Annotated in this window: 24 protein-coding genes; 13 read left to right on the plus strand and 11 right to left on the minus strand. The window is 54.0% G+C overall.

What is annotated here, in order from left to right; genetic code table 11:
* Window positions 1–10: 10 nt before the first annotated feature.
* Window positions 11–1,624: an NAD(P)/FAD-dependent oxidoreductase gene (locus ACMYUN_RS08350; RefSeq protein WP_415763448.1), complete on the plus strand. Its 1,614-nt coding sequence runs from the start codon at window positions 11–13 to the stop codon at window positions 1,622–1,624.
* 133 nt (window positions 1,625–1,757) lie between these two features.
* On the opposite strand, the gene ACMYUN_RS08355 is transcribed toward ACMYUN_RS08350, so the two are convergent.
* Window positions 1,758–2,852, minus strand: coding sequence for a PLP-dependent cysteine synthase family protein (locus ACMYUN_RS08355; RefSeq protein WP_415763449.1), 1,095 nt, complete (start codon window positions 2,850–2,852; stop codon window positions 1,758–1,760).
* A 250-nt stretch (window positions 2,853–3,102) separates the two neighbouring features.
* On the opposite strand from ACMYUN_RS08355, the gene nhaA reads away from it, so the two are divergent.
* The 6 genes from nhaA (at window position 3,103) to ACMYUN_RS08385 (ending at window position 8,068) form a co-directional block, all read left to right on the plus strand.
* Window positions 3,103–4,287, plus strand: a complete 1,185-nt coding sequence (gene nhaA, locus ACMYUN_RS08360; RefSeq protein WP_122505756.1) for a Na+/H+ antiporter NhaA — start codon at window positions 3,103–3,105, stop codon at window positions 4,285–4,287.
* Window positions 4,288–4,459: 172 nt separating this feature from the next.
* On the plus strand, window positions 4,460–5,683 hold the full coding sequence (locus ACMYUN_RS08365; protein WP_415763450.1) for an S-type pyocin domain-containing protein: 1,224 nt from the start codon (window positions 4,460–4,462) through the stop codon (window positions 5,681–5,683).
* 7 nt (window positions 5,684–5,690) lie between these two features.
* Window positions 5,691–5,945: a cloacin immunity family protein gene (locus ACMYUN_RS08370; protein ID WP_262138310.1), complete on the plus strand. Its 255-nt coding sequence runs from the start codon at window positions 5,691–5,693 to the stop codon at window positions 5,943–5,945.
* An 8-nt stretch (window positions 5,946–5,953) separates the two neighbouring features.
* Complete coding sequence (locus tag ACMYUN_RS08375) at window positions 5,954–6,193, plus strand: hypothetical protein (protein ID WP_262138308.1); 240 nt, start codon at window positions 5,954–5,956, stop codon at window positions 6,191–6,193.
* A 277-nt stretch (window positions 6,194–6,470) separates the two neighbouring features.
* Window positions 6,471–7,802: an S-type pyocin domain-containing protein gene (locus ACMYUN_RS08380; protein WP_415763451.1), complete on the plus strand. Its 1,332-nt coding sequence runs from the start codon at window positions 6,471–6,473 to the stop codon at window positions 7,800–7,802.
* 8 nt (window positions 7,803–7,810) lie between these two features.
* Window positions 7,811–8,068, plus strand: a complete 258-nt coding sequence (locus ACMYUN_RS08385; protein WP_415763452.1) for a bacteriocin immunity protein — start codon at window positions 7,811–7,813, stop codon at window positions 8,066–8,068.
* A gap of 260 nt (window positions 8,069–8,328) precedes the next feature.
* On the opposite strand, the gene ACMYUN_RS08390 is transcribed toward ACMYUN_RS08385, so the two are convergent.
* Window positions 8,329–9,039, minus strand: coding sequence for a hypothetical protein (locus ACMYUN_RS08390; protein ID WP_415763453.1), 711 nt, complete (start codon window positions 9,037–9,039; stop codon window positions 8,329–8,331).
* Window positions 9,040–9,419: 380 nt separating this feature from the next.
* Between ACMYUN_RS08390 and ACMYUN_RS08395 the strand changes: the two genes are divergently transcribed.
* From ACMYUN_RS08395 to ACMYUN_RS08405, 3 genes are all read left to right on the plus strand, one after another.
* Window positions 9,420–10,625 carry a hypothetical protein gene (locus ACMYUN_RS08395; protein WP_415763454.1) on the plus strand — a complete coding sequence of 402 codons (1,206 nt, stop codon included), beginning with the start codon at window positions 9,420–9,422 and terminating at the stop codon, window positions 10,623–10,625.
* A gap of 1,189 nt (window positions 10,626–11,814) precedes the next feature.
* The gene (locus ACMYUN_RS08400; RefSeq protein WP_272753505.1) at window positions 11,815–12,078 is read left to right on the plus strand and encodes a hypothetical protein; all 264 of its coding nucleotides are present in this window, start codon (window positions 11,815–11,817) and stop codon (window positions 12,076–12,078) included.
* A gap of 12 nt (window positions 12,079–12,090) precedes the next feature.
* The gene (locus ACMYUN_RS08405) at window positions 12,091–12,873 is read left to right on the plus strand and encodes a hypothetical protein (protein WP_124435101.1); all 783 of its coding nucleotides are present in this window, start codon (window positions 12,091–12,093) and stop codon (window positions 12,871–12,873) included.
* A 312-nt stretch (window positions 12,874–13,185) separates the two neighbouring features.
* Here ACMYUN_RS08405 and ACMYUN_RS08410 read toward each other — a convergent pair whose 3' ends face one another.
* Window positions 13,186–13,806: a recombinase family protein gene (locus ACMYUN_RS08410; RefSeq protein ID WP_415763455.1), complete on the minus strand. Its 621-nt coding sequence runs from the start codon at window positions 13,804–13,806 to the stop codon at window positions 13,186–13,188.
* Between the two features lie 182 nt (window positions 13,807–13,988).
* On the opposite strand from ACMYUN_RS08410, the gene ACMYUN_RS08415 reads away from it, so the two are divergent.
* Entirely contained in the window at window positions 13,989–14,990 is a 1,002-nt protein-coding gene (locus ACMYUN_RS08415; RefSeq protein WP_415763456.1) for an HNH endonuclease, read from the plus strand.
* A 3-nt stretch (window positions 14,991–14,993) separates the two neighbouring features.
* Here the strand turns inward: ACMYUN_RS08415 and ACMYUN_RS08420 are convergent, their stop codons facing one another.
* The 3 genes from ACMYUN_RS08420 to ACMYUN_RS08430 all read right to left on the minus strand — a co-directional run bounded on the left by ACMYUN_RS08420 (window position 14,994) and on the right by ACMYUN_RS08430 (window position 17,013).
* The gene (locus tag ACMYUN_RS08420; RefSeq protein WP_415763457.1) at window positions 14,994–15,209 is read right to left on the minus strand and encodes a hypothetical protein; all 216 of its coding nucleotides are present in this window, start codon (window positions 15,207–15,209) and stop codon (window positions 14,994–14,996) included.
* Between the two features lie 157 nt (window positions 15,210–15,366).
* Window positions 15,367–16,173, minus strand: a complete 807-nt coding sequence (locus tag ACMYUN_RS08425; RefSeq protein ID WP_415763458.1) for a hypothetical protein — start codon at window positions 16,171–16,173, stop codon at window positions 15,367–15,369.
* A 618-nt stretch (window positions 16,174–16,791) separates the two neighbouring features.
* Window positions 16,792–17,013, minus strand: coding sequence for a helix-turn-helix domain-containing protein (locus tag ACMYUN_RS08430; RefSeq protein ID WP_232966929.1), 222 nt, complete (start codon window positions 17,011–17,013; stop codon window positions 16,792–16,794).
* A 112-nt stretch (window positions 17,014–17,125) separates the two neighbouring features.
* Here ACMYUN_RS08430 and ACMYUN_RS08435 point away from each other — a divergent pair, with 112 nt between their 5' ends.
* Both ACMYUN_RS08435 and ACMYUN_RS08440 read left to right on the plus strand, forming a co-directional pair.
* The gene (locus tag ACMYUN_RS08435; RefSeq protein WP_415763459.1) at window positions 17,126–17,434 is read left to right on the plus strand and encodes a hypothetical protein; all 309 of its coding nucleotides are present in this window, start codon (window positions 17,126–17,128) and stop codon (window positions 17,432–17,434) included.
* Window positions 17,435–17,463: 29 nt separating this feature from the next.
* Window positions 17,464–17,880, plus strand: coding sequence for a hypothetical protein (locus ACMYUN_RS08440; RefSeq protein ID WP_415763460.1), 417 nt, complete (start codon window positions 17,464–17,466; stop codon window positions 17,878–17,880).
* 510 nt (window positions 17,881–18,390) lie between these two features.
* On the opposite strand, the gene ACMYUN_RS08445 is transcribed toward ACMYUN_RS08440, so the two are convergent.
* From ACMYUN_RS08445 to ACMYUN_RS08465, 5 genes are all read right to left on the minus strand, one after another.
* A complete protein-coding gene (locus ACMYUN_RS08445; RefSeq protein ID WP_415763461.1) occupies window positions 18,391–19,263 on the minus strand; it encodes a helix-turn-helix domain-containing protein in 873 nt (290 codons plus the stop codon).
* A 464-nt stretch (window positions 19,264–19,727) separates the two neighbouring features.
* Complete coding sequence (locus ACMYUN_RS08450; RefSeq protein WP_415763462.1) at window positions 19,728–21,302, minus strand: recombinase family protein; 1,575 nt, start codon at window positions 21,300–21,302, stop codon at window positions 19,728–19,730.
* A 91-nt stretch (window positions 21,303–21,393) separates the two neighbouring features.
* A complete protein-coding gene (locus ACMYUN_RS08455) occupies window positions 21,394–21,858 on the minus strand; it encodes a glycine zipper 2TM domain-containing protein (RefSeq protein ID WP_016771369.1) in 465 nt (154 codons plus the stop codon).
* A 180-nt stretch (window positions 21,859–22,038) separates the two neighbouring features.
* Window positions 22,039–22,686: a pyridoxamine 5'-phosphate oxidase gene (gene pdxH / locus ACMYUN_RS08460; protein ID WP_415763463.1), complete on the minus strand. Its 648-nt coding sequence runs from the start codon at window positions 22,684–22,686 to the stop codon at window positions 22,039–22,041.
* A gap of 24 nt (window positions 22,687–22,710) precedes the next feature.
* Window positions 22,711–23,814, minus strand: a complete 1,104-nt coding sequence (locus ACMYUN_RS08465) for an OmpA family protein (RefSeq protein ID WP_039762626.1) — start codon at window positions 23,812–23,814, stop codon at window positions 22,711–22,713.
* Window positions 23,815–23,916 lie beyond the last annotated feature (102 nt).

The raw sequence follows: 23,916 nt of genomic DNA on the forward strand, positions 1-23,916 counted from the left end.
GATCCCCGCCATGTTACGAATCACTGAACTCAAGCTGCCAATCGACCATCCCGAAGAAGACCTGCGCGCCGCCATCGTGCAGCGTCTGGGCATCGCCAGCGATGATCTGCTCGATTTCACCTTGTTCAAGCGCAGCTATGACGCGCGCAAAAAGTCCTCCGAACTGTGCTTCATCTACACCATCGACCTCAACGTACGCGACGAGGCCCGGGTGTTGGGCAAGTTCGCCGACGACCGTAACGTCAATGTGGCACCGGATGTCAGCTATAAATTCGTCGGTCAGGCCCCGAGCGATCTCGGCCAGCGGCCGATCGTCGTCGGTTTCGGCCCGTGCGGCATCTTCGCCGGTCTGCTGCTGGCGCAAATGGGCTTCAAACCGATCATTCTCGAGCGCGGCACCGAAGTCCGTCAGCGCACCAAGGACACCTGGGGCCTTTGGCGCAAAAGCGTGCTCAACCCCGAGTCCAACGTGCAGTTCGGCGAGGGTGGCGCGGGTACGTTCTCCGACGGCAAGCTGTACAGCCAGATCAAGGACCCGAAATTCCTCGGCCGCAAAGTCCTGCACGAGTTCGTCAAGGCCGGCGCGCCGGAAGAAATCCTCTACGTCAGCAAGCCGCACATCGGTACGTTCCGCCTGACCGGTATGGTCGAAAACATGCGCGAGCAGATCCGCGAACTGGGCGGTGAAGTGCGCTTCCAGGAGCGCGTCAGCGACGTGCTGATCGAAAACGGCCAACTGGTCGGCGTGCAGCTGGCCAGCGGCGAAACCCTGCATTCCAGACACGTGGTCCTGGCCCTCGGCCACAGCGCCCGCGACACCTTCCGCATGCTCCACAGCCGTGGCGTGTTCATGGAAGCCAAGCCGTTCTCGGTGGGTTTCCGCATCGAGCACCCTCAATCGCTGATCGACCGCGCGCGTCTGGGCAAATACGCCGGCCACCCGAAACTCGGCGCTGCCGATTACAAACTGGTGCACCACGCCAAGAACGGGCGTTCGGTCTACAGCTTCTGCATGTGCCCGGGCGGCACCGTGGTCGCGGCGACGTCCGAGCCCAATCGCGTGGTCACCAATGGCATGAGCCAGTACTCGCGTAACGAGCGCAATGCCAACTCCGGCATCGTCGTCGGCATCACCCCGGAAGTCGATTATCCGGGCGGCCCGCTCGCCGGTATCGAGTTGCAGGAGCGCCTCGAGTCCCACGCGTTCATCCTTGGCGGCAGCGACTACAAGGCCCCGGCGCAACTGGTTGGCGACTTCATCAACGGCAAGCCGTCGACCGAGCTGGGCGAAGTCGAGCCTTCGTACAAGCCGGGCGTCGCGCTGGGCGATCTGGCGCTGGCGCTGCCGGACTTTGCCATTGAGGCGATCCGTGAAGCCTTGCCGGCGTTCGAGAAGCAGATTCGCGGTTATTCGCTGCACGACGCGGTGCTGACGGGAATCGAGACACGCACTTCGTCGCCGCTGCGCATCACCCGCAACGATTCGCTGCAGAGCATGAACGTCAAAGGCCTGTTCCCGGCCGGTGAAGGCGCGGGCTATGCCGGCGGAATTCTCTCGGCGGGTGTCGACGGGATTCGCATTGCCGAGGCGGTGGCTCGCGATATCCTCGGTCTCACTGACTAATCAGCATTAGCTGACACAACACACCCCCTGTGGGAGCGGGCTTGCTCGCGAAAGCGTCGTTTCAGTCGATTCGTTTATCGCCTGACACACCGCCTTCGCGAGCAAGCCCGCTCCCACATTTGATTGGGGTGTGTCAGATGTTGGCGCGCAGCACCGAGGTCGGCAGCACCTCCCCGCGCTCGGCACTCGCCGCCACCGCTGCGATCAACTCACCCAGTTCATAGCCTTGCGCCTTCAGCCAATCCTGATCGTAATACGTGTCGGCATAACGCTCGCCGCCATCGCACAGGATCGCCACGATCGACCCCGACTGCCCCGCCGCTTTCATCTGCTGCGCCGCCATCAGCGCACCGATCAGATTGGTCCCGCTCGACCCGCCGACATGCCGCCCCAAACGCTGCGCCAGATAATGCATGGCCGCCAGCGACAAGGCGTCCGGCACCTTGACCATCGCATCGATCACCTTGGGCAGGAACGACGCTTCGACCCGAGGCCGGCCAATGCCTTCGATGCGTGAGCCGCAGTCCAGGCGCAGGCTGGCATCTCCCGTCTGGTAGAAATCGAAGAACACCGACCGTTCGGCATCGGCACACAACACGCGGGTGCAGTGCTGGCGATAACGCACGTAACGGCCGAGGGTCGCGGTGGTGCCGCCGGTGCCGGGGCTGGAAATCAGCCAGGTCGGCTCAGGGTGTTTTTCGTAGCGCATCTGCTGGAAGATCGACTCGGCGATGTTGTTGTTCGCTCGCCAGTCGGTGGCACGTTCGGCGTAAGTGAACTGGTCGATAAAGTGACCGCCATGCTCGCGGGCCAGGCGCTCGGATTCGGCGTAGATCTGCGTCGGATCCTGCACCAGATGGCTCTGCCCGCCGTAAAAGGCAATCTGGGCAATCTTCTCTTTCGAGGTGGTCGCCGGCATCACCGCGATAAACGGCAAACCGAGCATGCGCGCGAAATACGCTTCGGAGATCGCCGTCGAGCCGCTGGACGCTTCGATCACCGGCGCGCCGGGTTTCAGCCAGCCGTTGCACAGCGCGTAAAGGAACAGCGAGCGGGCCAGGCGGTGCTTGAGGCTGCCGGTCGGGTGGCTGGATTCGTCCTTGAAATACAACTCGATGCCAGCAAAACCGGGCAGCGGCAAAGGGATCAGGTGGGTGTCGGCGCTGCGCTGGAAGTCCGCCTCGATGATGCGGATGGCTTCGCGGGCCCACTGTCGGTTGTCGCTCATGGTTTCGGTTCTCGTTGAATCAGCCAGAAGATCGGTCTTCTGAAAAGGTCTGCCCCAAGCTTAGGAAAAATCCCGCAGGCGGCAAAGGTACAGCTGAGTCTCAATGTGTCAGGCAACTGCTAGGCTCAGTGCTGCCCGAGCCAGACAGCCTGTAACGACATATAACAAAAAAGAATATAACTTTTGTTTTAACAACTAACGGTACGGGTTAGGGTGTTTCACCTTTTTCTTGATTCGATGGAGAGCGACCTTGCCTCTGCGTAGCACTTTCACGCGTTTCTTTCAGTTGGAAGCCGCCAGCGGTCTGCTATTGATCGCCGCAGCCGTTCTCGCGCTGATCATCAACAACTCACCGCTGTCGTGGCTGTACACCGGCCTGCTCGACACTCCAGTGGTGGCGCAGATCGGCGCGTTGAAAATCGCCAAACCCCTGCTGCTGTGGATCAATGACGGCCTGATGGCGATGTTCTTTCTGCTGATCGGTCTGGAAGTGAAACGCGAAGTGCTCGACGGCCAGTTGTCCAAGCCCTCGCAGATCGTCCTGCCCGGCGCAGCAGCGATCGGCGGCATGCTGGTGCCAGCGCTGATCTACTGGTTCCTCAATCGCGACAACCCCGCCGCCCTGAGTGGCTGGGCCATTCCGACCGCCACCGACATTGCCTTCGCCCTCGGCGTATTGGCCCTGCTCGGCAAACGCGTGCCGGTGTCGCTGAAACTGTTCCTGATGACCCTGGCGATCATCGATGACCTCGGCGCCATCGTCATCATCGCAATCTTCTATTCCGGCGAACTCTCGACCCTGTCCCTTGGCCTGGCGGCTGCGTGCATTGCCGCGCTGGTGGCGATGAACCGGCTCGGCGTGGTCAAGCTCGGCCCTTACATGATCATCGGCCTGATCCTCTGGGTCTGCGTGCTCAAGAGCGGTGTCCACGCCACACTGGCCGGCGTGACCCTGGCTTTCTGCATTCCCCTGCGCACGAAAAACGCCGAGTCGTCGCCGCTGCTGACCCTCGAACACGCGCTGCACCCCTGGGTCGCCTACGGCATCCTGCCGCTGTTCGCCTTCGCCAACGCCGGCCTGTCGCTGAGCGGCGTCACCGTCGAAAGCTTCACCCACGACGTACCGATGGGCATCGCCATCGGCCTGCTGCTGGGCAAGACCGTCGGCGTGTTCGGCCTGACCTGGCTGGCGGTCAAGATCGGCATCGCCGCCCTGCCCCAAGGCGCCAACTGGGGCCAGGTCCTCGGCGTGGCAATCCTCTGCGGCATCGGCTTCACCATGAGCCTGTTCGTCGGCTCGCTGGCCTTCGAACCCGGCGTGAGTGATTACGCCGGCATGGATCGCATGGGCATCCTCACCGGCTCGATCCTCGCGGCGGTGATTGGTTATGCGGTGACGGCGGCGGCGAGTCGCAAGAATTCACAACTGCAATAATCCTTGTGACGAGGGAGCTTGACCCCTCGCCGCAAATTTACCGCCTCACAGTTACGCAGCGAACAATCCCCACGTCATTAGCGACCCGTCCTACAGCCACGCTTTCCCCGCTTCGATAACGTCGTGCAGCCCCTTTTCGAGGGGCTGTCGATGGTGAACGAAGGGACGATCAGTGGCGCGGAACGAGGACATTCCCCGGGTGCAAAACCCACCGCAGGGCGACGGGCATCACGTTACTTGGCGGTATATGACGGCCGCAGAACTGGCCGAGCGTGAAGCCGGGCAAAACGCTTACGACGCGATGCTGGCGCGGCAGGAGGCGTTCGAGCGCAGCCGTGAAGTGGCGGCGAAAAAACCTGAAGCCGTGCGTGCCGGCTGTGTATTCGCCAAGTCCTGCAAGTTGCCGGATGCGATTATCGATTACAGCAATCCTTCCGGCATGGTGCCGACCGACAGCCTGAAGGATTACGGCGAGCTGATTCTGCTCGGCGCTCGCGAAGCCGACCCAAGCGGCGTTCCTCTCAAGAAAATCAGCGCCAACGCCATCCCGGTCGGGTTCGGCAGTCTGGCCCTGGCAGGCTCGGCTTTTGAAGCGCTGCCGGCGCTCGTATCGAGCGCAGCGGCTGCGCCTTTGGTGGGCCTGGTTGCGCTTTTGATGCCATCCACCCTGGGCGACAGCGCGCTCTACACCGATGAGCAACTAAGCACACTCAAACAAGCCCGAACCCGCGTGCGCCTGCGTGTCGAGCAACAGGCCGATGGCACGCTCAAGGGTTACGGTTTCTACACCGGCAAGAACCGCGATTGGGAAATGGTCGATGTCGTGCAATTCACTGCACGCGGCGACCGGTTCGTTGCGGATCTGGGTGAAGGCGTCGAACTGCTCTGGACCCCGGCGGTGGATGGCTCGGACATTCTCGGCATTCCAGCGCTGGAGGCTGCCCCGCAGGCACCGCATATCTGGGTGTATCCCCCGACGAAAGCGGCGGACGGAATACTGGTGAATCCGGTTTATCCGCCGGAGTATCGGGATTTTATTTTGGTGTTTCCGATGGGGTCGGGAGTTAAACCTCTCTACATCGTAATCAACGAGGCGCGTAAAGGTTTAGCGGCCGCAGGACATAGCTACCATAAACCTCCCAGAACTGAAGAAATCACTGCGTTCCCCGGTCTGAAGATCGCAAAAAAAATGAATCCGGTACAAGGCGGTGGAGGACTTCGAAAACGATGGACAGATGCCAAGGGCAAGAGAATTTACGAATGGGACTCAATGCACGGTGAACTGGAAGAATATCGTGCAAGTGATGGAGCCCACTTGGGAGCGTTTGACCCGGCGACAGGGGAACGACGAGAAGATCCCAAACCTGAGAGAAGCATCCGAAGGAAATATTTGTGAGGTAGTGATGGGACTGAAAATAGTTTTGGAGTGGTACGACAAGAGAACCGCCATTGGCCAAGGCGAGGAATTTTCCAACGATTTAGGCGACGATGAGTCCGTACTAAATGCATTGGGGATCCCAGTCGAAAACAATATAAACAATGGCGGATTCGATGTCCTAGGACACTGGGTGGACATTATCCAGCCTTTTTTTCAACACCCTATCGCCATGGACATATACGACTATCAAATTGCTTTTGAGTACAGCGACAACTGGTAATACTTCACATGATCTACGTCATTGAGGCTTTCGACAAAACGACTGACCTTCTCGTATTCGAGGAAAAAATTCCGTGCGGACATGATGAAAAAATAAAACTCATCATGGGTTGGACTGAAGAACAATGGGGCTGGGAAGGGTACGATCTTGAACGGCATCAGCTTGAAGCGTTGGAGAAATTACTCGTCAAAAAAGTTCATGACGCTATGTGCTATTTCCAGCTGACGTGTAACCTGAGCACGCAGTAAATATATAAAAACCCCGACCAGTCAGCAACAATCGGCATAATTATATTCAAGTTCAAACTGGATTCTGAATCGCATCCCTATTAAGAGGCTAATCGCCACCACTCAACATGCCTAGCTTGAGCGGGTATCCTCCGCTCCTCGGCGAATGACACGGAACACGGAGAGTTTTCAGCAAGGCTTTTGGGATTTGTCCTACAGCCATTGCTTGAGCTTCCCGGCAACTTCATTCTGCCTCAGCCTCAGGCTGGAATCCCCAAGGACGAACAAGGAAGCTCATGTGAGCGGATACGTACCAAACCCGCCGAAGGGCTACCGTAACAGCGGCGTAGAACCTGTTGATATCCATGCCCAGCGTTGGGCGGAATACAATGACCTCCCTCCGAAAGAAGATGCCAAGCCAAATAGCTTGGGCTGCGTGTTCGCCAAGAGCTGTGATCTTCCAGACGGTGTGATCGACCACAGGAAACCAGCCGGGTTTATCCCTGTCGAGAAGGTGGGCAACTACGGCGAGTTTGCCATTCTCGGTGGCCGTGAAACGGACGCACAGGGAAACATTCCCCTCAAGAAAGTTAGCGGTGCAATACCGGCAACACTGGGCACCCTTCTATTGGGTGGCGCTGCTACGGCGGCTGGTGTGTCCTGTGGCGGCCTGTGCACTGCTGGAGCTGCCGTTGCTGGCGGGAGTGCTGCAACAGGTGCGAGCGCTGGTGCTGGCGCTGCTGGCGGGGTTCTCACTACCGGCGTTGCTGCTGGTGCGTTGGCTGGTTTTGTTGCACTGCTGTGGCCGTCCAGCTTGGGTGATAGCAGCCTGTACACAGAGGAACAACTTAAATCGCTCAAGGAAGGCCGCACACGGGTTCGGATTCACGTCGAACAACAAGCAGATGGCACCCTTAAGGGATACGGGTACAACACCCAGAAGCGCACCGACTGGGAGATGATTCCCGTGGTGCAATTCGAAGAGCAAGGCTCTCAGCAGGTGGCGGACTTTGGCGATGGTGTAACACTGATCTGGACGCCAGCCGTTGACCCATCCAGCACGTCAGGGACTCCACCGTTAGAGAGTGCGCCTCAAGCGCCTCAGATTTGGATTTATCCGCCTACAGAACAGGCAGATAACATCATCGTCAGCCCTATATACCCCGACACCTACAAGGATTTTATTCTCGTTTTCCCTGCTGGCTCTGGCATTCAGCCGCTGTATATCGTGATGAATGTCCGGCTTGATCCCGGCACCGTTACGGGACAGGGAAAGGATGTGACAGGCATCTGGCTTGCCGGGGCTACCTCTGGACTCGGTGCACCGATACCAACTGAAATTGCTGACCAGTTACGAGGTAAAAGTTTCGGCACCTTCGACAGTTTCAGGCGAGCACTCTGGAAGGCGGTAGTCAGCACTGGACTAGTGGAACAATTCACAGACAATAACGTTGACCGTATGCGGGAAGGCAAAGCACCAAAGGCACGTTACAGAGACCGAGCGGGAAAGCGTGGATCATTCGAGCTGCACCATGCAGACGAAGTAGCCAAGGGTGGGAAAGTCTACGATGTCGATAACCTGAACGTCGTGACCCCCAAGCACCACATCGACATTCATAGAAACGGATGACACCGGTAATGAAAAACGATATCACCGACTACACCGAAGACGAATTCATCAGCTTCATGCACAAGCTGCTGGCTGAAAACAAAGCAGCAACTGATGACGTGTTAGATGTCCTGCTAGACCAATTCTGCGAAATGACTGGTCACCCAGACGGCACTGACCTCATCTACTACCCAGAAAATTGGTCAAGCGGGTCAGCAGAAGACGTTACACGCGTTGTAAAGGAATGGCGTGCTGCTCAGGGCTTACCGGGATTCAAGGAAGACTGACTCAAGTTCGTTGCACTATGTGTGACGACAGTGAGGCGATAATTTCAAGAATCTGGCCTGCCGTTTTACGGGTGTTACACAGGGTGGGGCGGTCTGTGTGCCACCCAGAAAATAACGATGGGTGATCGGGGGAGTTGCCGGAATGCCCGAACGGGACGGATTCGAAATCCGTTGTACTGGCGACTACTCACCCCCTCGTTACCGCACGCCAAATCCTCGCTATGTCCTCGATTTCCAATCGACTCACAACCAATACGGCTTCAAGCACCTCCGGTTAGCTCGCCTACCAATGCGGCGTGGCAATTGGAAAAAAGCTCTGCAACCTGCTTCAACGTGACGATGATCTCTTTGGCGCGAGTGTCGTCGTGTGAGAAGGTTTCGACCACGTTGTCATCCTGATCAAGCATCAGTAGCGTTTTGGTTGGCTTCTGGTGCTGTCCCATTCTTGAAAGTAGGGCATCGTAATGGTCTTCCCGGAAGACGGATTTCTCTTTGTCTTTTTCCTTGTCCTTCGTAACTGGATAGCGGAAGAACGTGCTAGATGAGTCTGTTTCCTCGATCTCACTGATCCATTGCCCTAGCTCGGCGGGGAGGCTCCAATCTGTGTTTGTGTGGGTAGCTAGGTACTCGGCGTGGTCTTCAAAAAGCGAGCAGAAGTGTTGATAAAGCGGTTGAAGGCCGTGGACGTTATGCATGGGCTTCCACTTCTCCCCGACAGGGATTTGAGGTTCGCCGCTTGCTGGTATGGCACCGTAGGGGATGTTGAGTTTCCTGTGAAAAATGATGATCGCTGACTTCAGGAAAAGCTCTATAGCATGCCGGTAGAGAAAGCTCACTGGCAGATGAGCATTCAAGGTTGGGGTGCTCTCTCTGGAGTCTTCAAGAGCCTCAGCAGCGTCCCTGAACGAGTCTGCGACTGCACCAAACCCTGAGTCAAAATGCCTATCTAGCGGTAGCATCATGTAAAGCATTACTGGCCTCCTATGGAGATGGCGTATAAGCGAAAGGTCTATCACCCAGTTCTTTGCTGCCCTGAAGGCTCCACGGCACATGATGAGGCGGTCTTGGGAGCTATTTGGTAAAAAGAGCTGTGTTCCTGAGAGTGTGGCAGGATCGGTGCGAGACGCATGATGTGTATTCGAAGGGGGCGAGCCCTGCCCAGAAGCTGGCGGCAATCTCTGTAAAGGACGGCTGATCAAGCAAGGTTGCTGTTAGACCTCTGTATAAGGTGGGTCATTCTTTTTAAAGCCTGATCGTTCTGCAAAGATGGCGTTCTGCTTAGCGGTACTTCGCCGAGACATCCGAAAAGCCAAGACGGCCTAACGCCTTTTCATAAATTCAGGAGCTAACCTTGGACGAAGAGCATCAGAACTACTTCCTAAAGCTCGAAGTGATTCCGCCTAAGTTGCTGGCTAAAATCCTAATTGAAAAGCGTCAGCCAAAAGGCTTTTCGGGCTGGATTCTAAAAAACGAAATCAGACCAATAAGCATCTACTGTTACCTATATGCCAAGTATGGTCCACCTAATGGCTTTATGAATTTTTTGAGGAATGATTCCTCTGACAACTTGGTACATTGGGAATGGACTTTGATGAATGATGACGGCATGGTCATGTTTCAAGGTCATAACTACCGGACCGAGGTTCAGTTTTTAGGAAACTTTAACCGGCCAGAGATTACCAAGGCTAATCTTGTATCGCAAATCAAGGCAGACCTTGGTGCTTATGGCAAACAGATGACGGCCATTCGCACGCAGCTTGAAAAGTGGACTGAGTTTGTTAATCCTTACCACAGCATAGAATCAACGATTGAGACTCAGTTCAACAAGCTGAGAGAGCTTAACTTATCACCAGCAGTAGATAGAGTGCATACCCCAACTTCCGCAGATGAGTTGAAAACTTATCAAGAAAGATTCTCAAAGATGGATGAAAGATACACCTTCGGCACCGGACTTGCGTTCGGCTTGAGATGCATGCTTCCTGTACAGGCAGAAACCTTCATCAATCTCTTAATCTTCGCACTAGCCAAAAGCGAGATAAGGGAAGACGATATCAAGTACAGAGATTTTGTCTCAGACACCATATCAAATAGGCTGCAACTTCTGCACGTTAACTGCATGGGATTTGAGCGGCCCGTTGATCATTCGCACGTCTCTTGTAGGAGCTTCTATCAGCTCATGAGTGACAGAAACGATTTGCTGCACGGAAACTTTAACGTAAATAAGCTAAAAATCGGTGACGTGTACTTTAATGGTAACGTGCCAGTGAAGTATGAGTATGGCGATCTATGGCAGGACACTCTTGGTATTAGAATCGAAAGTGTCAAGCTTGACCATATAGAGGCTAACTACGCTATCGTTCGGGAGTTTATCTCCTATTTATTGTCACTGCTCTCGCAGAAGGTTAAAGATCAGATTGAACTCATCATGAGCGTTCGTGATCTTGGGTATAGCGAAAAGATGAGTAGAATGGGGGTGCTTTTCTCTTCAAGAACTATAGAGGGTTTTATGTTCTTTGAAAGTGAATTCATGACCTCAGAGTCTCCATCGGGCGAATGACCTTTTACGGCATAAAACCCCGCCGCCGCCCGGAGAGACTTTGCATTGTTGGAGCTGCTTCAAATTTAGCTGGCAAAAATAATGTGATTGAGCATGGCATGCTGGAAACCGGCGTTATCACCTGAGCTACTCAACGCGAACACGGCCACCCTGTTTTAAAGCTGAGTGATTCTAAAATAAGTGACGGACACCCTACGCACGGCTTAGCTTCTGTGGCCGTCTGTGACGCTGTTGGTGAAGTGTGACCAGTTTGTATTGGGCGAAGTGTGGTGCTGTGGCGGCACATGATCCCAACTGAGCCTGCCATAGCTGCCACAAATCAAGCAGTGACCTTGGGCAATCTCAGGGTGCATGCGTCGCTCAGTCAGCCTCTTAGTAAAATCCCCCATAACCACCTCTTCATGTGCAAATGACAAACCTAGTGGATAGATCAGATTTTACCAAGGCTTTCCAAGTGAAGATAATACGCCCTACCTCTTGGAGTTAGGTTGAAGAAACTCCTGGTGAGACGATCATTATCAACCAATCCACGATTATATAACTGCTCTAGAGCATGCTCCGTAGCTATTCTAGGCATACCAGATGAAAGGAAAGTCTCCCAAGTCACTGCATGCCCTAAGTTTGCACCTCTCGCCACTACGTTGAAGAGGGTTAGTTCTGCTGATGATAAGCAACTTGAGTCACGATCATCGCTATTAGCATTCTTGAAGTGGTTCCAAAAGGCGAAGCAGAGCACCGAAACCACAAGAAACAAGACGATGCAAAGCAGGATCAGTAGCCACCGGGAGATTCCAACCTCAGTGGTGAGCCATCTACCGAAGGTAGCTAGAGCCTCCAGTACCTGACCTGTGAGGGTGCCTGCATTTCCCGAGAGCCAGTCAGGCAGCTTGCCGTTCTCGATAAGGTAATTGCCGAGAGTGCCCGCAGCACCGAGAAGACCCAGCCATACCCACGTTCGCACCCGCCCCAAGCTCCCTCTCACATCCATCAGCTATCCCCGAACATGGCAAACGGCCATTGTACCATGCGACTGGAGGCGTCAGGCCGCGAGGCTCTTCTTTATGTTCGTAATAACTTCTTATGTGCGAATGGCCTTTCGAGCAGAAAGTGCTCCGAGCAGATGAATATAATTGCAGTAACTAAAGCGCTTAGATAGACTCGATCTAAATCCAACTGCCAGTGGTTATACATGAAAACTTACAGCTACAGACCCTACTACCAAGGTCCAACCCCAACCAATCCAATGCGGGATGAGCTCTCTGCTGATGAACAAGAGCAGAAGCTTGAGGCGTTCTATGCAGACGTTGTAACTCACTTTGAAGATGTAGGCTGCACAGTTAAAAGGAATAGCGTTGGCTTGATTGATATTACAACAGATATGCCCGAGAAGGATTGCCATGAAATTATGAAAGGGCTGCTAATTAGCCTAGACTTGCGTGCTGACAAACTCTAGGAGAATTGATAGATGAGGCGTGTAGCAGTGGAGGCTAGCACCAAAAAGCACAACCCAATCAAGAGTTGGGCACCTATCGCTATCATTGCATTGATCGCCTGTACAACGGCTGTAGCTGCCCCTTGGCTCTGGCAATTCTCTGCATCCGGTTTGAGCACAAGCCCTGGTGATTGGGGCGTGTTTGGTGACTACTTCGGGGGCGTGCTATCAACTTTAATCTCTGCCCTTGGGTTCATCGGCATCATAGCCACCATAAAAACTCAATCAGACACCATTTCTACACAGCTCTCTGGTATCGCCCAGGAAAAAGAAATTCGAGACGATGAGGTGTATAGCAAACAATCTCTCGAATGTTTGAATGAAGCCCTAGAAAAGCTCAAAAGTCCTATCGATGGCAAACTGTATAGAAGTCGCCTTGCGTGGCTGGAGTCTGCACGCCTGATTATCATTGCACAGAATCTGGCTGAGAGAATCAAGAGCGACAGCATGCAGCATACCTATAAGGCAGCTGAGAAGGTGATTCGCTCCAGATTCAGCACACTGCTCAACCCTGACAAAAGCCCAGAGACTATGCAGCCCAGCTACTTCTATCATATGGAATGGGATAGTTGGATTACAGGTCAAAGGCAAGAGCCAATACACGAAACCTCAGCTTATGTAATCTATAAATTTGCCAGCTGGCAGAGTGATAGACTTGATGAGCTAGACGCTGTGGGGAAGATTGATTTCCACCATGTCAGTGAAAGGTACTTTGGTGCCCGTCAGTTCCTTGAACATGGCAAGGTTGAAAAGTAGTCTAAAACCCTGGCCCGCGCCTTGGGAAACGGCCTCATCTTTATTACGTTTAATTTTCAGGCTGGAATATAAGCCGGGGCGCTTCCCCTGAAATTCTGTGTGAAAGCTAGTGCTATCAAGCAACGAACAGCGACCTCAGTAAGATCGGTCCAAGCGGAACCATAAATAACATGCGAGTTGTTAAAGAGCGGTGTCACAACGTCCCAGGCAATGGGAGGACTTGCAACGTGGTTGTGGGAGCATCATCTTTCCTCGTGGATGGTCCGCACTGCGTTGATGAAATGTGTTTGTCACTTGCTTACCGCTGACGCTCTAGGCTTTTGCCTGACCAAGAACGTATGTCCCTGTGGGCTTGCTTACCACCATCACTCTGTTCCAGTGACGCTTCACGGTGGCAATGCCAATACCAAGCTTCTCCGCTACCTCAGACTGGCTGCAACACTGCTCCTTGAGTTCGAGAACATCACGAGTGGTTGATAGAGCTTCCGGCCTACCAAGCTTCTTACCTTCCTTCTTGGCGCGCTCCAGACCCGCTTGTGTGCGCTCGATCAAAAGGTCACGTTCGAACTCAGCCACAGCCCCAAGCACCTGCATGGTCATCTTTCCTGCTGCTGATGTCAGGTCTACCCCGCCCAATGCCAGACAGTGAACACGGATGCCACTAGCTGTCAGATGTTCAACTGTTTGACGTACATCCATGGCGTTGCGGCCTAGGCGGTCCAGCTTGGTGACTATCAACACATCTCCGCTCTCCATACGATCCAGCAACTTCTGAAAGCCGGGGCGTTCCGTAGCAGCGATGCTGCCCGAGATGGTTTCCTCAACTACCCTGCCTGCCTGTACGTCGAAGCCTGCGTTCTTCACTTCCTGCACTTGGTTCTCTGTGAACTGGCTGGAGGTGCTGACGCGGCAGTAGAGAAATGTGCGGGACATGGTGGGCGGCTCCTTGCTGGTATCGTTTAAGGTGGGATCACGATACCTTGGTATCACTATCTCGTCAACACTAATTTAACGATGCCAGTTTGCGGGTCTTCTGGCTCGTATCGTTTAACGGTCGTTTGATGAGTCCCTGTTATCATCGTCATGATCAGGCGTTTGGCATACAGGGGCAGGGAATGGGCATTGATCTTGAAACGCTTCGACCAACTGGCAAGTCGATGATCATTGACTGTGTGCAGAGCGCAGGTATAGACGTCTCTGAATGGAGTTTTAGAAAATCGGACGGCAGATCAGTAAGCCGGCCTCAATCAAATGGCGGCTACTGTTACGAATGGTCTTTTCGGAGCGCCGATATAAGCACCCTGCTGTTGTGTGTTTGGTGGGAGGGATTGTATGTCGACAATCAAGGGCGGGTCTGCTTTTCAGAAAATCTGAGAGCATATGCCGATGCCTTGATCCAGCAGCTTGAAAAATACCCCAAGAATCGAAATCGAACGATCAAAGACCCACGTATCAATCGTGCACAGCATTTCAGCACTACAGTCCACCTAGCCGCCATAAACTCGACTCCTGTTCGAGTAGTCATCGTGACAGGACCTGTTCGGGAGCGTGAGACGGAAGATGAAAGAGCAAAGCATGATCGAGCGACTGGACGCCAATTGGATGATCAGCCGTGGTTCGTCGAGTCGTTCGAAGAAGATGGGGCATTTTTACTAGTTCGAGGTAACCCAAATCCATTGAGCATCGTTGCTGAAACGACTGATGTTGAAGAAACGCCTATGCAGTTGGAAATTGCTGTGGTGAGCGATCCTCCCGTTGTAGATCAGTTTGCTACGAATGAGCGGCCGGACACATATATCTATAATGGCGTACAACGTTACCGTGATCCAAGCGTTCGTCGGCGGGTGTTGGAGCGTTCAGGAGGTGTCTGTGAGCTAACGGAGGTTCCAGGTTTTCTGATGGCGAATGGTGGCGTCTATTTGGAAACCCATCACATCATTCCACTTTCAGAAGGCGGTGCTGATACGGTTGAGAACGTCATAGCCTTAACTGCGGACGCCCATCGCCGAGCCCATTTTGGCGTTGACCGCGATGAGATACGGACACGCTGCCTTGAGATCGTTGAAGGTCGAATCAGTCGCTGGGATGAGCTATCGCAGAGGACTCTTCGTTGTTAGCAATTATTGCCTGAGCTTAAGAATTCCAGCGGTGATGGCTGATGCGTTCGCATCGAGAGTTTCCAATGCGGTAACGGCGTTTTCATGGGCTTCGCTTGAACCGGTGGATTTAGCCCATAGGGCCACTTCTTCAATTGCAGCGGCTAAGGCGTGCTGGTTGTGGAGCAAGAGAGTTAGTACCTCTGCTGTGGCGATGTTAGCATCTGAGCTGTTAGGCATGGTGTTCATCCTTGATCGAGAGAACCAGCAGCCTAGACCAGTTCAGAGCACTTGCTGGAATCCGGGGTGACACGCCAGCTCAACACGTGGGCACCACTTCGCCCCAAGTCAATCGTGTGAAAACCGTAGGGGATATGATGAGTTAATCGAGATTTTTTCAGGGTTTTCCATCTGGCCGACTAGATACAACCCGAACGCACAGCGCCGTGCCAACCTCGATTGGCTTGTGCCTAAGTACATCGGCTACACCCTTCTTCTTGAACTCATTCAACACAGCCTTGGCACCGGTATCACAGCTCTGAATCATTGCGTTGGCAAACGTCGCTGAACCATCACTTGAGGCGTACAGGAATTTCAGGTTGGGCGGCAGGTGGCTTGTTGCGTAATACGGCTCCCTCCCGGCGTTGATGTCGATATGTTGACTCAATTCACTATCAACGATCATTCCGATTCTGCTGTGTTGCATCAGCGGGTGGATGCTCCGTGTAATCGCTAGGTGCCATCCAATCGGCTCACTCTTGGCGTGATGATCAGTGTTCAAGATGAGGAAGGTGGCGTGGTGAACGTAGCGACTCTCAGCATTCAGAGAACTGAGATGATCCTGCACCACGTAAATGCAACAAGCGCTGACCCGATAACCCTGATGGATTTCATTTAGCGTATTGGTATCTACAGCCATCAGGTAATCGAAGCGAGCCTTGAGTTCTTCGTAATGATCCAAGGACATCGAGAAGTCATCAGCTGGGGCTGAATAGAGAACCTTGTCATCCTTTTTCTCCCGCACGTACGTAATTTGATACCTGATACTGCTGGGATCAACCTCACGGACACTCAGTTGCTGCGTCACTGGGTCCATCTCCACAGTAAGTGATTCGACCTTGCCGGGAGTGTGCCCGCAGACGTAGTGGTCCCGTGGAATCGTTACCTGACCTTTCCTACGCTTCTTCTTGTCATTCTTCGTCATGAGGCGGCGTCCCTTTTGGTCAGATGGCAACATTGTAGCCGCACTGGCTGGGCTGATCGCCATCCTGGATACTGACTCAAACTACATGGACAAGGAGAGCGGGATGAATGGGTGGCAACGGTTGTGGGTGGTGGCGTCATTAGTGATAGGGCTAGGGTTCGCCTTTGTAGGCTGACAGAACATACCCACTGAAGAGAGAGAAGCAGCCGAGCACTTCCGGGTTTCAACAATTGCCCTTGAGTTCAAGCTTCCAAGTCAGTACACGGTGGACTCTGACAAGCGAGAATATGAACGCTACGAAGAGTTCAAGGATGATCTTATCTACAGGCAGCTTGAGTACATTGGCATCATGCTCGCTATCTGGGCTGGTGTATGCGCTGTTTTGTATGCCATTGGTTATGGGGGCGGCTGGGTATATCGAGGGTTTTGCCCTAAGACGGTATAACCAACCACAGCTCACGTTGTGAACAACGGGATTGAGTTGAATGCATGCAGAAGGGCGGCAAAGACTCTGGGAATTGGTGAGGTGGCTAGTGTCCATCTGCACGATGTCCAACCGACGCGTTCCGCTCTGAACGCCACTCACAAACCAGCTTGGCTACGGCAAGACAAGTCAAATCAAAGTCCTTGTAGAAGCTCTGACAGCGTCATTCCCAGTCCATCAGCCAGCACCTTGGCCGCGTCTAGGCTGGGGTTGGCGGTGCCAGTCTCAATTCGGGACATGTAAGTTCGAACGAACCCGCACCTATCAGCGAAAGCCTCCTGACTGAAGCCCTGACTGTTGCGTAGCTCTCGAATGCGTTGGCCGAAGCCCTTTCTCAAATTCTGATTTGGCTGCATCCCCGAATGATGGTCGGATGTACCCCAATCGTGAACACACCAGGTGATGACACACCAAGTGATACATTGATATCCTCGTTGCTCACCCAGCTAGCACCTGACAGGGATGCCCATGAACGAAAAACTGTTTGTACTCACCAACCAGAAGAAGACGACAAATCACATCCTGCACGTGATCATGACAGTGCTGACAGGAGGGCTATGGCTGCTGGTGTGGGGGATAACCATGCGAAGCAATGACGCCCACAACAAGAGAATCGACAAGCAGATTAATCAGATCATGCTTTACAAAACACAGGGGCTGAGTGACACCGATACGTACCAGCAGATCAAGAAAGACGAACTAAACTACGACGTACTTCAGGGGCGAGTGATATTCGTGATTCTGCTTGTCGTGTTTCTCTACTTCTACTTCCGGTAAGTCACCAACTCCCAGAGGACAAATGATCTATGAAAAAACTGATTCTTTCAGCAGCCCTGCTTGCACTCAGCACCTCCAGTTTTGCAGAGGGACTATCCGAAGAAGAAAACGACATCTCGAAATGCGTTGGCTTCCTCGCCTCACAAAAGTACATAAATCCAAAGATGATGGATAGTTCTAGCGATATCGCTGGAGTCAAGATGAAAGCAGTTGCTGCGAAGAACAAGTACCCATCAACCACGCTAAGGATAATGACAGACACCTCAAGCAATACCGCCAGCATATTAGTCAACTACTTCACGACAGCCGTTAAGGACAATGACAAAGAAAAGATCAATGACCTTTATCGGCGAGGCATTGCCACCTGCAAGAAGTCGGGACTAACCATCAACCAAGCAAACGAAAAATTCACTGTCACAGTGGACGATATAGACGATGCACTATAACCACACAACTTCAAATGAAACGCTCATAGCACAGTGACCAGCTCAACTGGTAATGGTATCAGCCATGCGGAGCTTGAAGGGTTACTACCTCCTGGCTCTGCCGAAGTGTGTTCACACCAAGGTCTTTGCACCGAAAACGTTAGTTTTCAAGTGTACTCAGCTCCGGCGTGACCGCCGACACTCCTCCGAATGTACTTCAGTAACAAACAAAAATTACACAAGTCCAGCTCTACGTTTGTGAATTTGATCTTACTCTTGTCTGTTGGTGCAGAAGTGAATACGGACGTATTCGGTAGTACTTCATCAGCAACGCTGAAGTTATCAAACCCACCTTCGGTGTAGCAGATCAAAAGCGAAGAATTTTGATGTGTGTTGATTTCATTGTATTGATGGTGTGCTGATCCAGAATCGGGACGATGCGACTTATTGCCAGTCTCTCTTATATATCTGTCGTTAACTCAAGTTACTGACCCCCCATGACGGTTTCTCGTCACAGGGGGCAGGCTTGGCTCAAGTGGCCAGCAGTTCTAATTGCCATTTCTTGACAGTGGTCTTGGAGACACCTGTTTGTCGTGCAATCGTCTTTATCGCTCCACCTTGCTCCAGTAGAAGTATTACTTCCTGTCGCTTCGGGTGTTCCTTTCGCCCAAGCTGCTTTTTGTCGGGTATGCAACTTGTCCAAAACGAACTGAAGTCAATTTCAACACCGAGCCGAAAGAGCGTTTCCGGATGACGCTCCAAGTACAGTGCGATCCCCTTCAGTGCCACTCTCGTCGCTTCGACGACACGCTGAATCTGTCTCACGCTCATCGGGTTACGGTCGTGATTCAGTAACCATGTTGACGCGCTGTCTACTGAAATTTCCGGAAGCCTGAGTAATTTAGTGACATCAGCAGGAGATACGCTGTACTTGCCGTTAATCAATCCTGGCCCCGTATTGATAGCCCCATGAACATAGTCGTCCAACCATGGTGTTGGAATCTCTTCAACTTTTGCAGCCCAGATCGCGGCATGCACCGGATTTTTAATCACCGACTCGCTTCGACCTTGTCCACTCTTTACTACGTCGACCGGTTGGGAACTTGGTCTTGGAAGGGTGGAGACTGTTGCTATGCTCGCATTATTCGCAACTGAAGTGAAAAGAGGGATTGGACTACCGTCTTCGACATGAATGTAACTGATTTCTGCTTGATTGGTTGCCGCTGGGTAATCAGTCGGTTCGGGGGCGTAGTCCGAGAAGGTGTAGCAGCCCAGCAACTCGCCTGTCCTCTTGTCGAAGACAAAGCTGTCAATGGTGGCGGTGTGGTGCTTAATGAGAGTGGAGCGAATATCGGTTGCCGATACAGTGATGTTATTGACTTTTTTGAGGGCGATATTGGTCATCTTAAATTCTCCTATTCAAGTTCATGTCATTGGCGTTACCTCGGGTATTGCCGGTTGGGTTTGGTAAATCGCAGACGTTAAAAAGCCCCCATGCAAGGCACCTGTTCGGTGGTCGCGGTGGAGGCTTCAACATTGTCTGTCTACCTACTGGGTAGGCGTCGTATTCTACAGATTTTTAGCCGCTTGTCAAGAAATGGTTGCGATCAGAGTCCAGATGTGATTAAGCGCCAATCGTTCTGGGCCCATGAAGCACCGTGCCATTTTTCCATAAACCAGTTTCCATCGGAGAGAAAGCGCCATGCTTAGCCCAGACGACCAATTCACCCCGTAAACACTGGGCGACAAGGAGGTGGGTGATTGAAGAATGAGGAATTCAGTGCAGGTTATTCTGGGGTTTACGGAGGTTTTCGAAGGGTTTCTGGCGCCGATTATGCGACGGCAGATTCCCGATATACTCCAAACTTTTAAGCACTTTCCTCGACAAACTCAGTGCCATTCCAGCGTAAGTGCTGGGTGATGGGGGTAGCTTCAAAGTCGGCTATAGCGGCAGCCACGCGCTTGGAGTTGGGCATATCGAGGTAGTGCTCAGTGCGGTTGTTCTCGATCACCCTGTACGTCTCTGTGGAGCGCTGTGAACCTTTGTATTCATACACCTGGCGCTTCCCCCCAGTATGTATGTGTGGTTCATCTACAGTGATTGAGGTGCCGTCACAAACGATGTTATATCCCACACCTTGTAGAAGGGCGTTTAATCTCATTTCATCGTCATCCAGCAATGTATGTTGGAGGTCAACCATGTCATCCAAGGACGCTGGAGCCGGTGCTACTTTGAGCAACGCCCTTTCCCGCTCAAGTTGCTGGACTTGCTCCGTCAATCTGTCGAGGACGGTGGTGATCGCAGGAACCATTCCATACTTCGCCAACCCTTCCGCAGCGTTATCCGATTGGCGACGTAGTTCGCTCAACTCACCTTCGATTTCAATCAAACGCTTTTCGCCTGACGTGAGGTTCCGACTTTGGGCTGCACGCTGCATCGCACCGTACATTGTCTGGCTACGGACAAAATCGAGTACGTGCATAGGAATCGAACTTCCATTCGAACACCCCTCTGCACCCTGACGATGACGCCGATAGCAACGCATCACAGCCGGAGAACGCTTCGTATCTACAACACAGTAATTGGTGCCACACCGCCCGCACCGAACCAAGCCAGACAACAAATATTTCGAAGGAGCTGACCGAGGCACATAACCTTCTTGCAAACGCTTCTGCACCCTGTACCAGAGTTCTTTACTGATGACTGGAGGGTACACATCCTCAATGTCATTCCAGCGTCCAATCGCAGTTGGATTCCGCAACCAACGCTTCAATGTGGTTGGATTAGTAGTTTCTACTGACGGGTGCTTGCCACGAATGCGGGAAAGAATCCGACGCTCGCCAAGACCATCTGCGTAGTCCTCAAACACTTGAACAATAACCGGAGCAAGACCTTCGACAAGCTCACCTTCGGAAGTGAGCCAGATTGGTGTGTGACGTTTTACTCCATCACCGGCAGCCGCCCTCTCCCTTTTCCGCGTGTAGGCGTCTTTTATCCTTCGGCTCAACGCATCGCTGTATTGGTGTGCCTGTTGCACCTTGGCGACTAGGAGAAAAAGGTTGTTCGAATTGTTGGGGTCGTTGCTGTACGTGATCCCATCGTCCAGCGTGATCAGCTTTACTCCCGCGTTCACAATACCTGTAAGCAGGTGGAGCATCACTGACGGCTCAAGTCTCCCTGCCCTGTCGACGGCTTCGATCAGCACAACATCAGTGGGTTTGATAACACCACTTTCGACAGCAGCGAGAAGCTTGCCGAAACCATTTTCGAGATGTTTGCCGGAGTAACCACTGATGCCTAGGTCTTGGAAGCTTGCACCACTCAGAGCGTATTCAGGGTGGGCCAGCAGCCATTTGGCGACGTACTCTTGCTGGCGCGTGAGGCTATCGCCATGAGCCTGTTCTGCACTGCTGAAACGAATATACGAAAATGCAACAGGCATGAAAAACCCCGACTGGGTGAACGAAATTAGCGATCATAACATCGCCGACTTCTTCCACCTGATCGGGGTTTTCTTTTACCCGGCTTCTCGCTTAGTGCGAAACGCGGCTGGTTCCGCCAACGGTGGAAATCCGTACCCGCTCGCCAACGCGGAATACTTCATTCTCCTGAACCTGCTGCACATAGGCGCGCATGCTGCCGTCGTCTTCGCGGACGGTGATTTCCACGCCCTGGGTGCGGGTCAGGCCTTCTTCGGTGGCCGAGCCAAGCAGGCCGCCGGCCACTGCGCCGATGACTGCAGCGACAATGCTGCCCTTGCCGCCGCCGATGGCGCTACCGCCGACGCCGCCGACCACTGCGCCTGCTGCGCCGCCGATCGGGGTCTTGGTGCCTTCGATTTTTACCGGTCGCAGGGATTCGATGGTGCCCATGCGAATCGTCTGTACACGACGCGCTTCGTCACGGGAGTAGGAGTCGCCGGTGAGGCTCGATTGGCAGCCGGTCAGCAACATCGCCATCGTCGAAAAGGAAGCAACCAGCAGAACAGACTTACGCATAGCATCAACTCCAAAAGAACATGTGTTCATTAAACCCCGTGGCCTGGCGCCTGTCACGACACCATCCGGATAAAATTGGCTTCCATTCAGGCCTGGTACAGATGCCCGCGAGCGTCCACTCAAGGTAGCGTCAAATCAGCGATCCTGCGCCATCCGCGTTTATCTCGCTCGGTAGACTGCTCAGGGTGCCAGTCGTTCCAGAATCCACTCGGTGCCCAGCAGGCGGTAGTTCAGGCGATCGTGCAGGCGGCTCGGACGGCCCTGCCAGAACTCGATGCGCTCGGGCAACAAGCGGTAACCACCCCAATGTTCCGGGCAGTGCGGCTGGCTGTCACTGAAGCGCTGCTCCGTGGCCTTGAGCAAATCTTCCAGCTCGCCACGGCCGTTGATGACCCGGCTCTGCGGCGAGGCCCAGGCGCCGAGGCGACTGCCCAGCGGCCGCACTTGATAATAAGCATCGGACTCCTGCGGCGTAACCTTCACCACCCGCCCTTCGATGCGCACCTGGCGCTCCAGTGTTGGCCAGAAGAAAGTCATGGCGGCAAACGGATTGGCCGCCAGATGCTGGCCCTTGGCGCTGTCGTAGTTGGTGAAGAAGGTGAAGCCCTGCTCGTCCAGGCCCTTGAGCAACAGAATGCGGCAATGCGGACGACCGTCGGCATCGACCGTGGCCAAGGTCATGGCGTTGGCTTCGACCGGCGCCTGCTCGGTTTTCACCGCATCGGCGAACCACTGGTGAAACAGCGCAAACGGCTCGGCCGGGGCTTGCGCCTCGGTCAAACCGTCACGGGTGTAGTCGCGACGCATATCGGCCAGAGCCTGGGTCATGGCGGATTCCTTTTCGTTAGCGGATCACTTCTTGGCGGCGTCGGCTGCGGCGACTTTCTTGTCGGTCGCGGCGGCTTTGGCTGGCGCAGTCTTTTTCGCCGGAGTCTTGGCCGGCGCCTTTTTCGCTGGAGCCTTGGCGGCAGCTTTTTTGGCTGGCGCTTTTTTCGCCGCCGGGGCAGCAGCTTTCTTGGCAGCAGGCGCTGGGGTGGCGGGTTTGGCCACTGGCTTGACGTCTTGCGCAGCAACCATCGTCACCGGCTTCGGCGCCGGCATGTTGTATTTGCTCAGCAGTGCAACCATGGTGTTTTGCGGCGTCACCAGCAGTTCGACACGACGGTTCAAGGCGCGACCTTCAACGCTGTCGTTGGCCGCACGCGGCGCTTCGGAACCCATGCCGCGCAGCATCAGACGGTCGCGCTGCAAGCCGCTGAGGCGGAAGATCGCTGCAACCGATTGTGCACGTTCCTGGCTCAGCTTGATGTTGGCCGGCGCCGCACCGCTGGTGTCACTGTGACCGAGCACCAGCACCGCAGTTTTCGGGTCGGCTTCAAGGATTTTCGCTACGCGAGTGAACGGGCCAAGCGTGACCGGCAGCAGCATCGCCGGGCGGTCCGGGTTGAACGAGCCTTCGACCGGCGCCGTCACCACCAGTACGTTATCGCGACGCTCGAGTTGCAGATTGCTGTCTTTCACCGCTTCACGCAGACGCGGCTCGTAGTCGTCGAGCCAGGCTTGAGTGACCTTCGGATCCGGCATAGGCACCGCTTTGGCGGTTGGCTGGTCCTTGCCGCCGAACGGCCACCACCATTTGCCATTGGACTGCGCCTCGGCTTTGGCCACTTCGACCGGTTTGGCTTCAGGTTTGACCTCGGCCTTCAGATCAGCCTTGACCGCTTCATCGCTGGAACCGAACGGCCAGTACCACGGGTTGCTGCTCTCAGCCTTGGCCACTGGCGCAGTCGCCGCTGGTTTCAAAGGAGCCGGAGCCGGTGCCGGATCTTTGGCCGCGACTTTGTCGGAAGAACCGAACGGCCACCAACTGCCGCCGTCTGCATCGTTTTTCGGGTTCTGTGCGCAACCGGTGATCGCTACACACAGGGCCAAGGCGAGGGTCTTTTTAGATGACATTGAAAATCCACAAAATAAAGTAATGAAAAATCAGAGCACTTTCGCCCGGATAAACAGCCGTTTTGAAACGAAAATCCCTTCGAGGTTCCGACCCTGGAACCT

Origin of the sequence: Pseudomonas sp. CP4, assembly GCF_047758505.1 — a bacterium.
GTDB lineage: Bacteria > Pseudomonadota > Gammaproteobacteria > Pseudomonadales > Pseudomonadaceae > Aquipseudomonas > Aquipseudomonas fluorescens_AO.

Excerpts from the sequence above, each read along its gene's own strand:
- ACMYUN_RS08350 (WP_415763448.1), top strand. The coding sequence starts at position 11 with ATGTTACGAATCACTGAACTCAAGCTGCCAATCGACCATCCCGAAGAA.
- ACMYUN_RS08355 (WP_415763449.1), bottom strand. The coding sequence starts at position 2,852 with ATGAGCGACAACCGACAGTGGGCCCGCGAAGCCATCCGCATCATCGAG.
- ACMYUN_RS08370 (WP_262138310.1), top strand. The coding sequence starts at position 5,691 with ATGGGACTGAAAATAGTTTTGGAGTGGTACGACAAGAGAACCGCCATT.
- ACMYUN_RS08375 (WP_262138308.1), top strand. The coding sequence starts at position 5,954 with ATGATCTACGTCATTGAGGCTTTCGACAAAACGACTGACCTTCTCGTA.
- ACMYUN_RS08385 (WP_415763452.1), top strand. The coding sequence starts at position 7,811 with ATGAAAAACGATATCACCGACTACACCGAAGACGAATTCATCAGCTTC.
- ACMYUN_RS08390 (WP_415763453.1), bottom strand. The coding sequence starts at position 9,039 with ATGCTTTACATGATGCTACCGCTAGATAGGCATTTTGACTCAGGGTTT.
- ACMYUN_RS08400 (WP_272753505.1), top strand. The coding sequence starts at position 11,815 with ATGAAAACTTACAGCTACAGACCCTACTACCAAGGTCCAACCCCAACC.
- ACMYUN_RS08405 (WP_124435101.1), top strand. The coding sequence starts at position 12,091 with ATGAGGCGTGTAGCAGTGGAGGCTAGCACCAAAAAGCACAACCCAATC.
- ACMYUN_RS08410 (WP_415763455.1), bottom strand. The coding sequence starts at position 13,806 with ATGTCCCGCACATTTCTCTACTGCCGCGTCAGCACCTCCAGCCAGTTC.
- ACMYUN_RS08415 (WP_415763456.1), top strand. The coding sequence starts at position 13,989 with ATGGGCATTGATCTTGAAACGCTTCGACCAACTGGCAAGTCGATGATC.
- ACMYUN_RS08420 (WP_415763457.1), bottom strand. The coding sequence starts at position 15,209 with ATGCCTAACAGCTCAGATGCTAACATCGCCACAGCAGAGGTACTAACT.
- ACMYUN_RS08425 (WP_415763458.1), bottom strand. The coding sequence starts at position 16,173 with ATGACGAAGAATGACAAGAAGAAGCGTAGGAAAGGTCAGGTAACGATT.
- ACMYUN_RS08430 (WP_232966929.1), bottom strand. The coding sequence starts at position 17,013 with ATGCAGCCAAATCAGAATTTGAGAAAGGGCTTCGGCCAACGCATTCGA.
- ACMYUN_RS08435 (WP_415763459.1), top strand. The coding sequence starts at position 17,126 with ATGAACGAAAAACTGTTTGTACTCACCAACCAGAAGAAGACGACAAAT.
- ACMYUN_RS08440 (WP_415763460.1), top strand. The coding sequence starts at position 17,464 with ATGAAAAAACTGATTCTTTCAGCAGCCCTGCTTGCACTCAGCACCTCC.
- ACMYUN_RS08445 (WP_415763461.1), bottom strand. The coding sequence starts at position 19,263 with ATGACCAATATCGCCCTCAAAAAAGTCAATAACATCACTGTATCGGCA.
- ACMYUN_RS08450 (WP_415763462.1), bottom strand. The coding sequence starts at position 21,302 with ATGCCTGTTGCATTTTCGTATATTCGTTTCAGCAGTGCAGAACAGGCT.
- ACMYUN_RS08455 (WP_016771369.1), bottom strand. The coding sequence starts at position 21,858 with ATGCGTAAGTCTGTTCTGCTGGTTGCTTCCTTTTCGACGATGGCGATG.
- pdxH (WP_415763463.1), bottom strand. The coding sequence starts at position 22,686 with ATGACCCAGGCTCTGGCCGATATGCGTCGCGACTACACCCGTGACGGT.
- ACMYUN_RS08465 (WP_039762626.1), bottom strand. The coding sequence starts at position 23,814 with ATGTCATCTAAAAAGACCCTCGCCTTGGCCCTGTGTGTAGCGATCACC.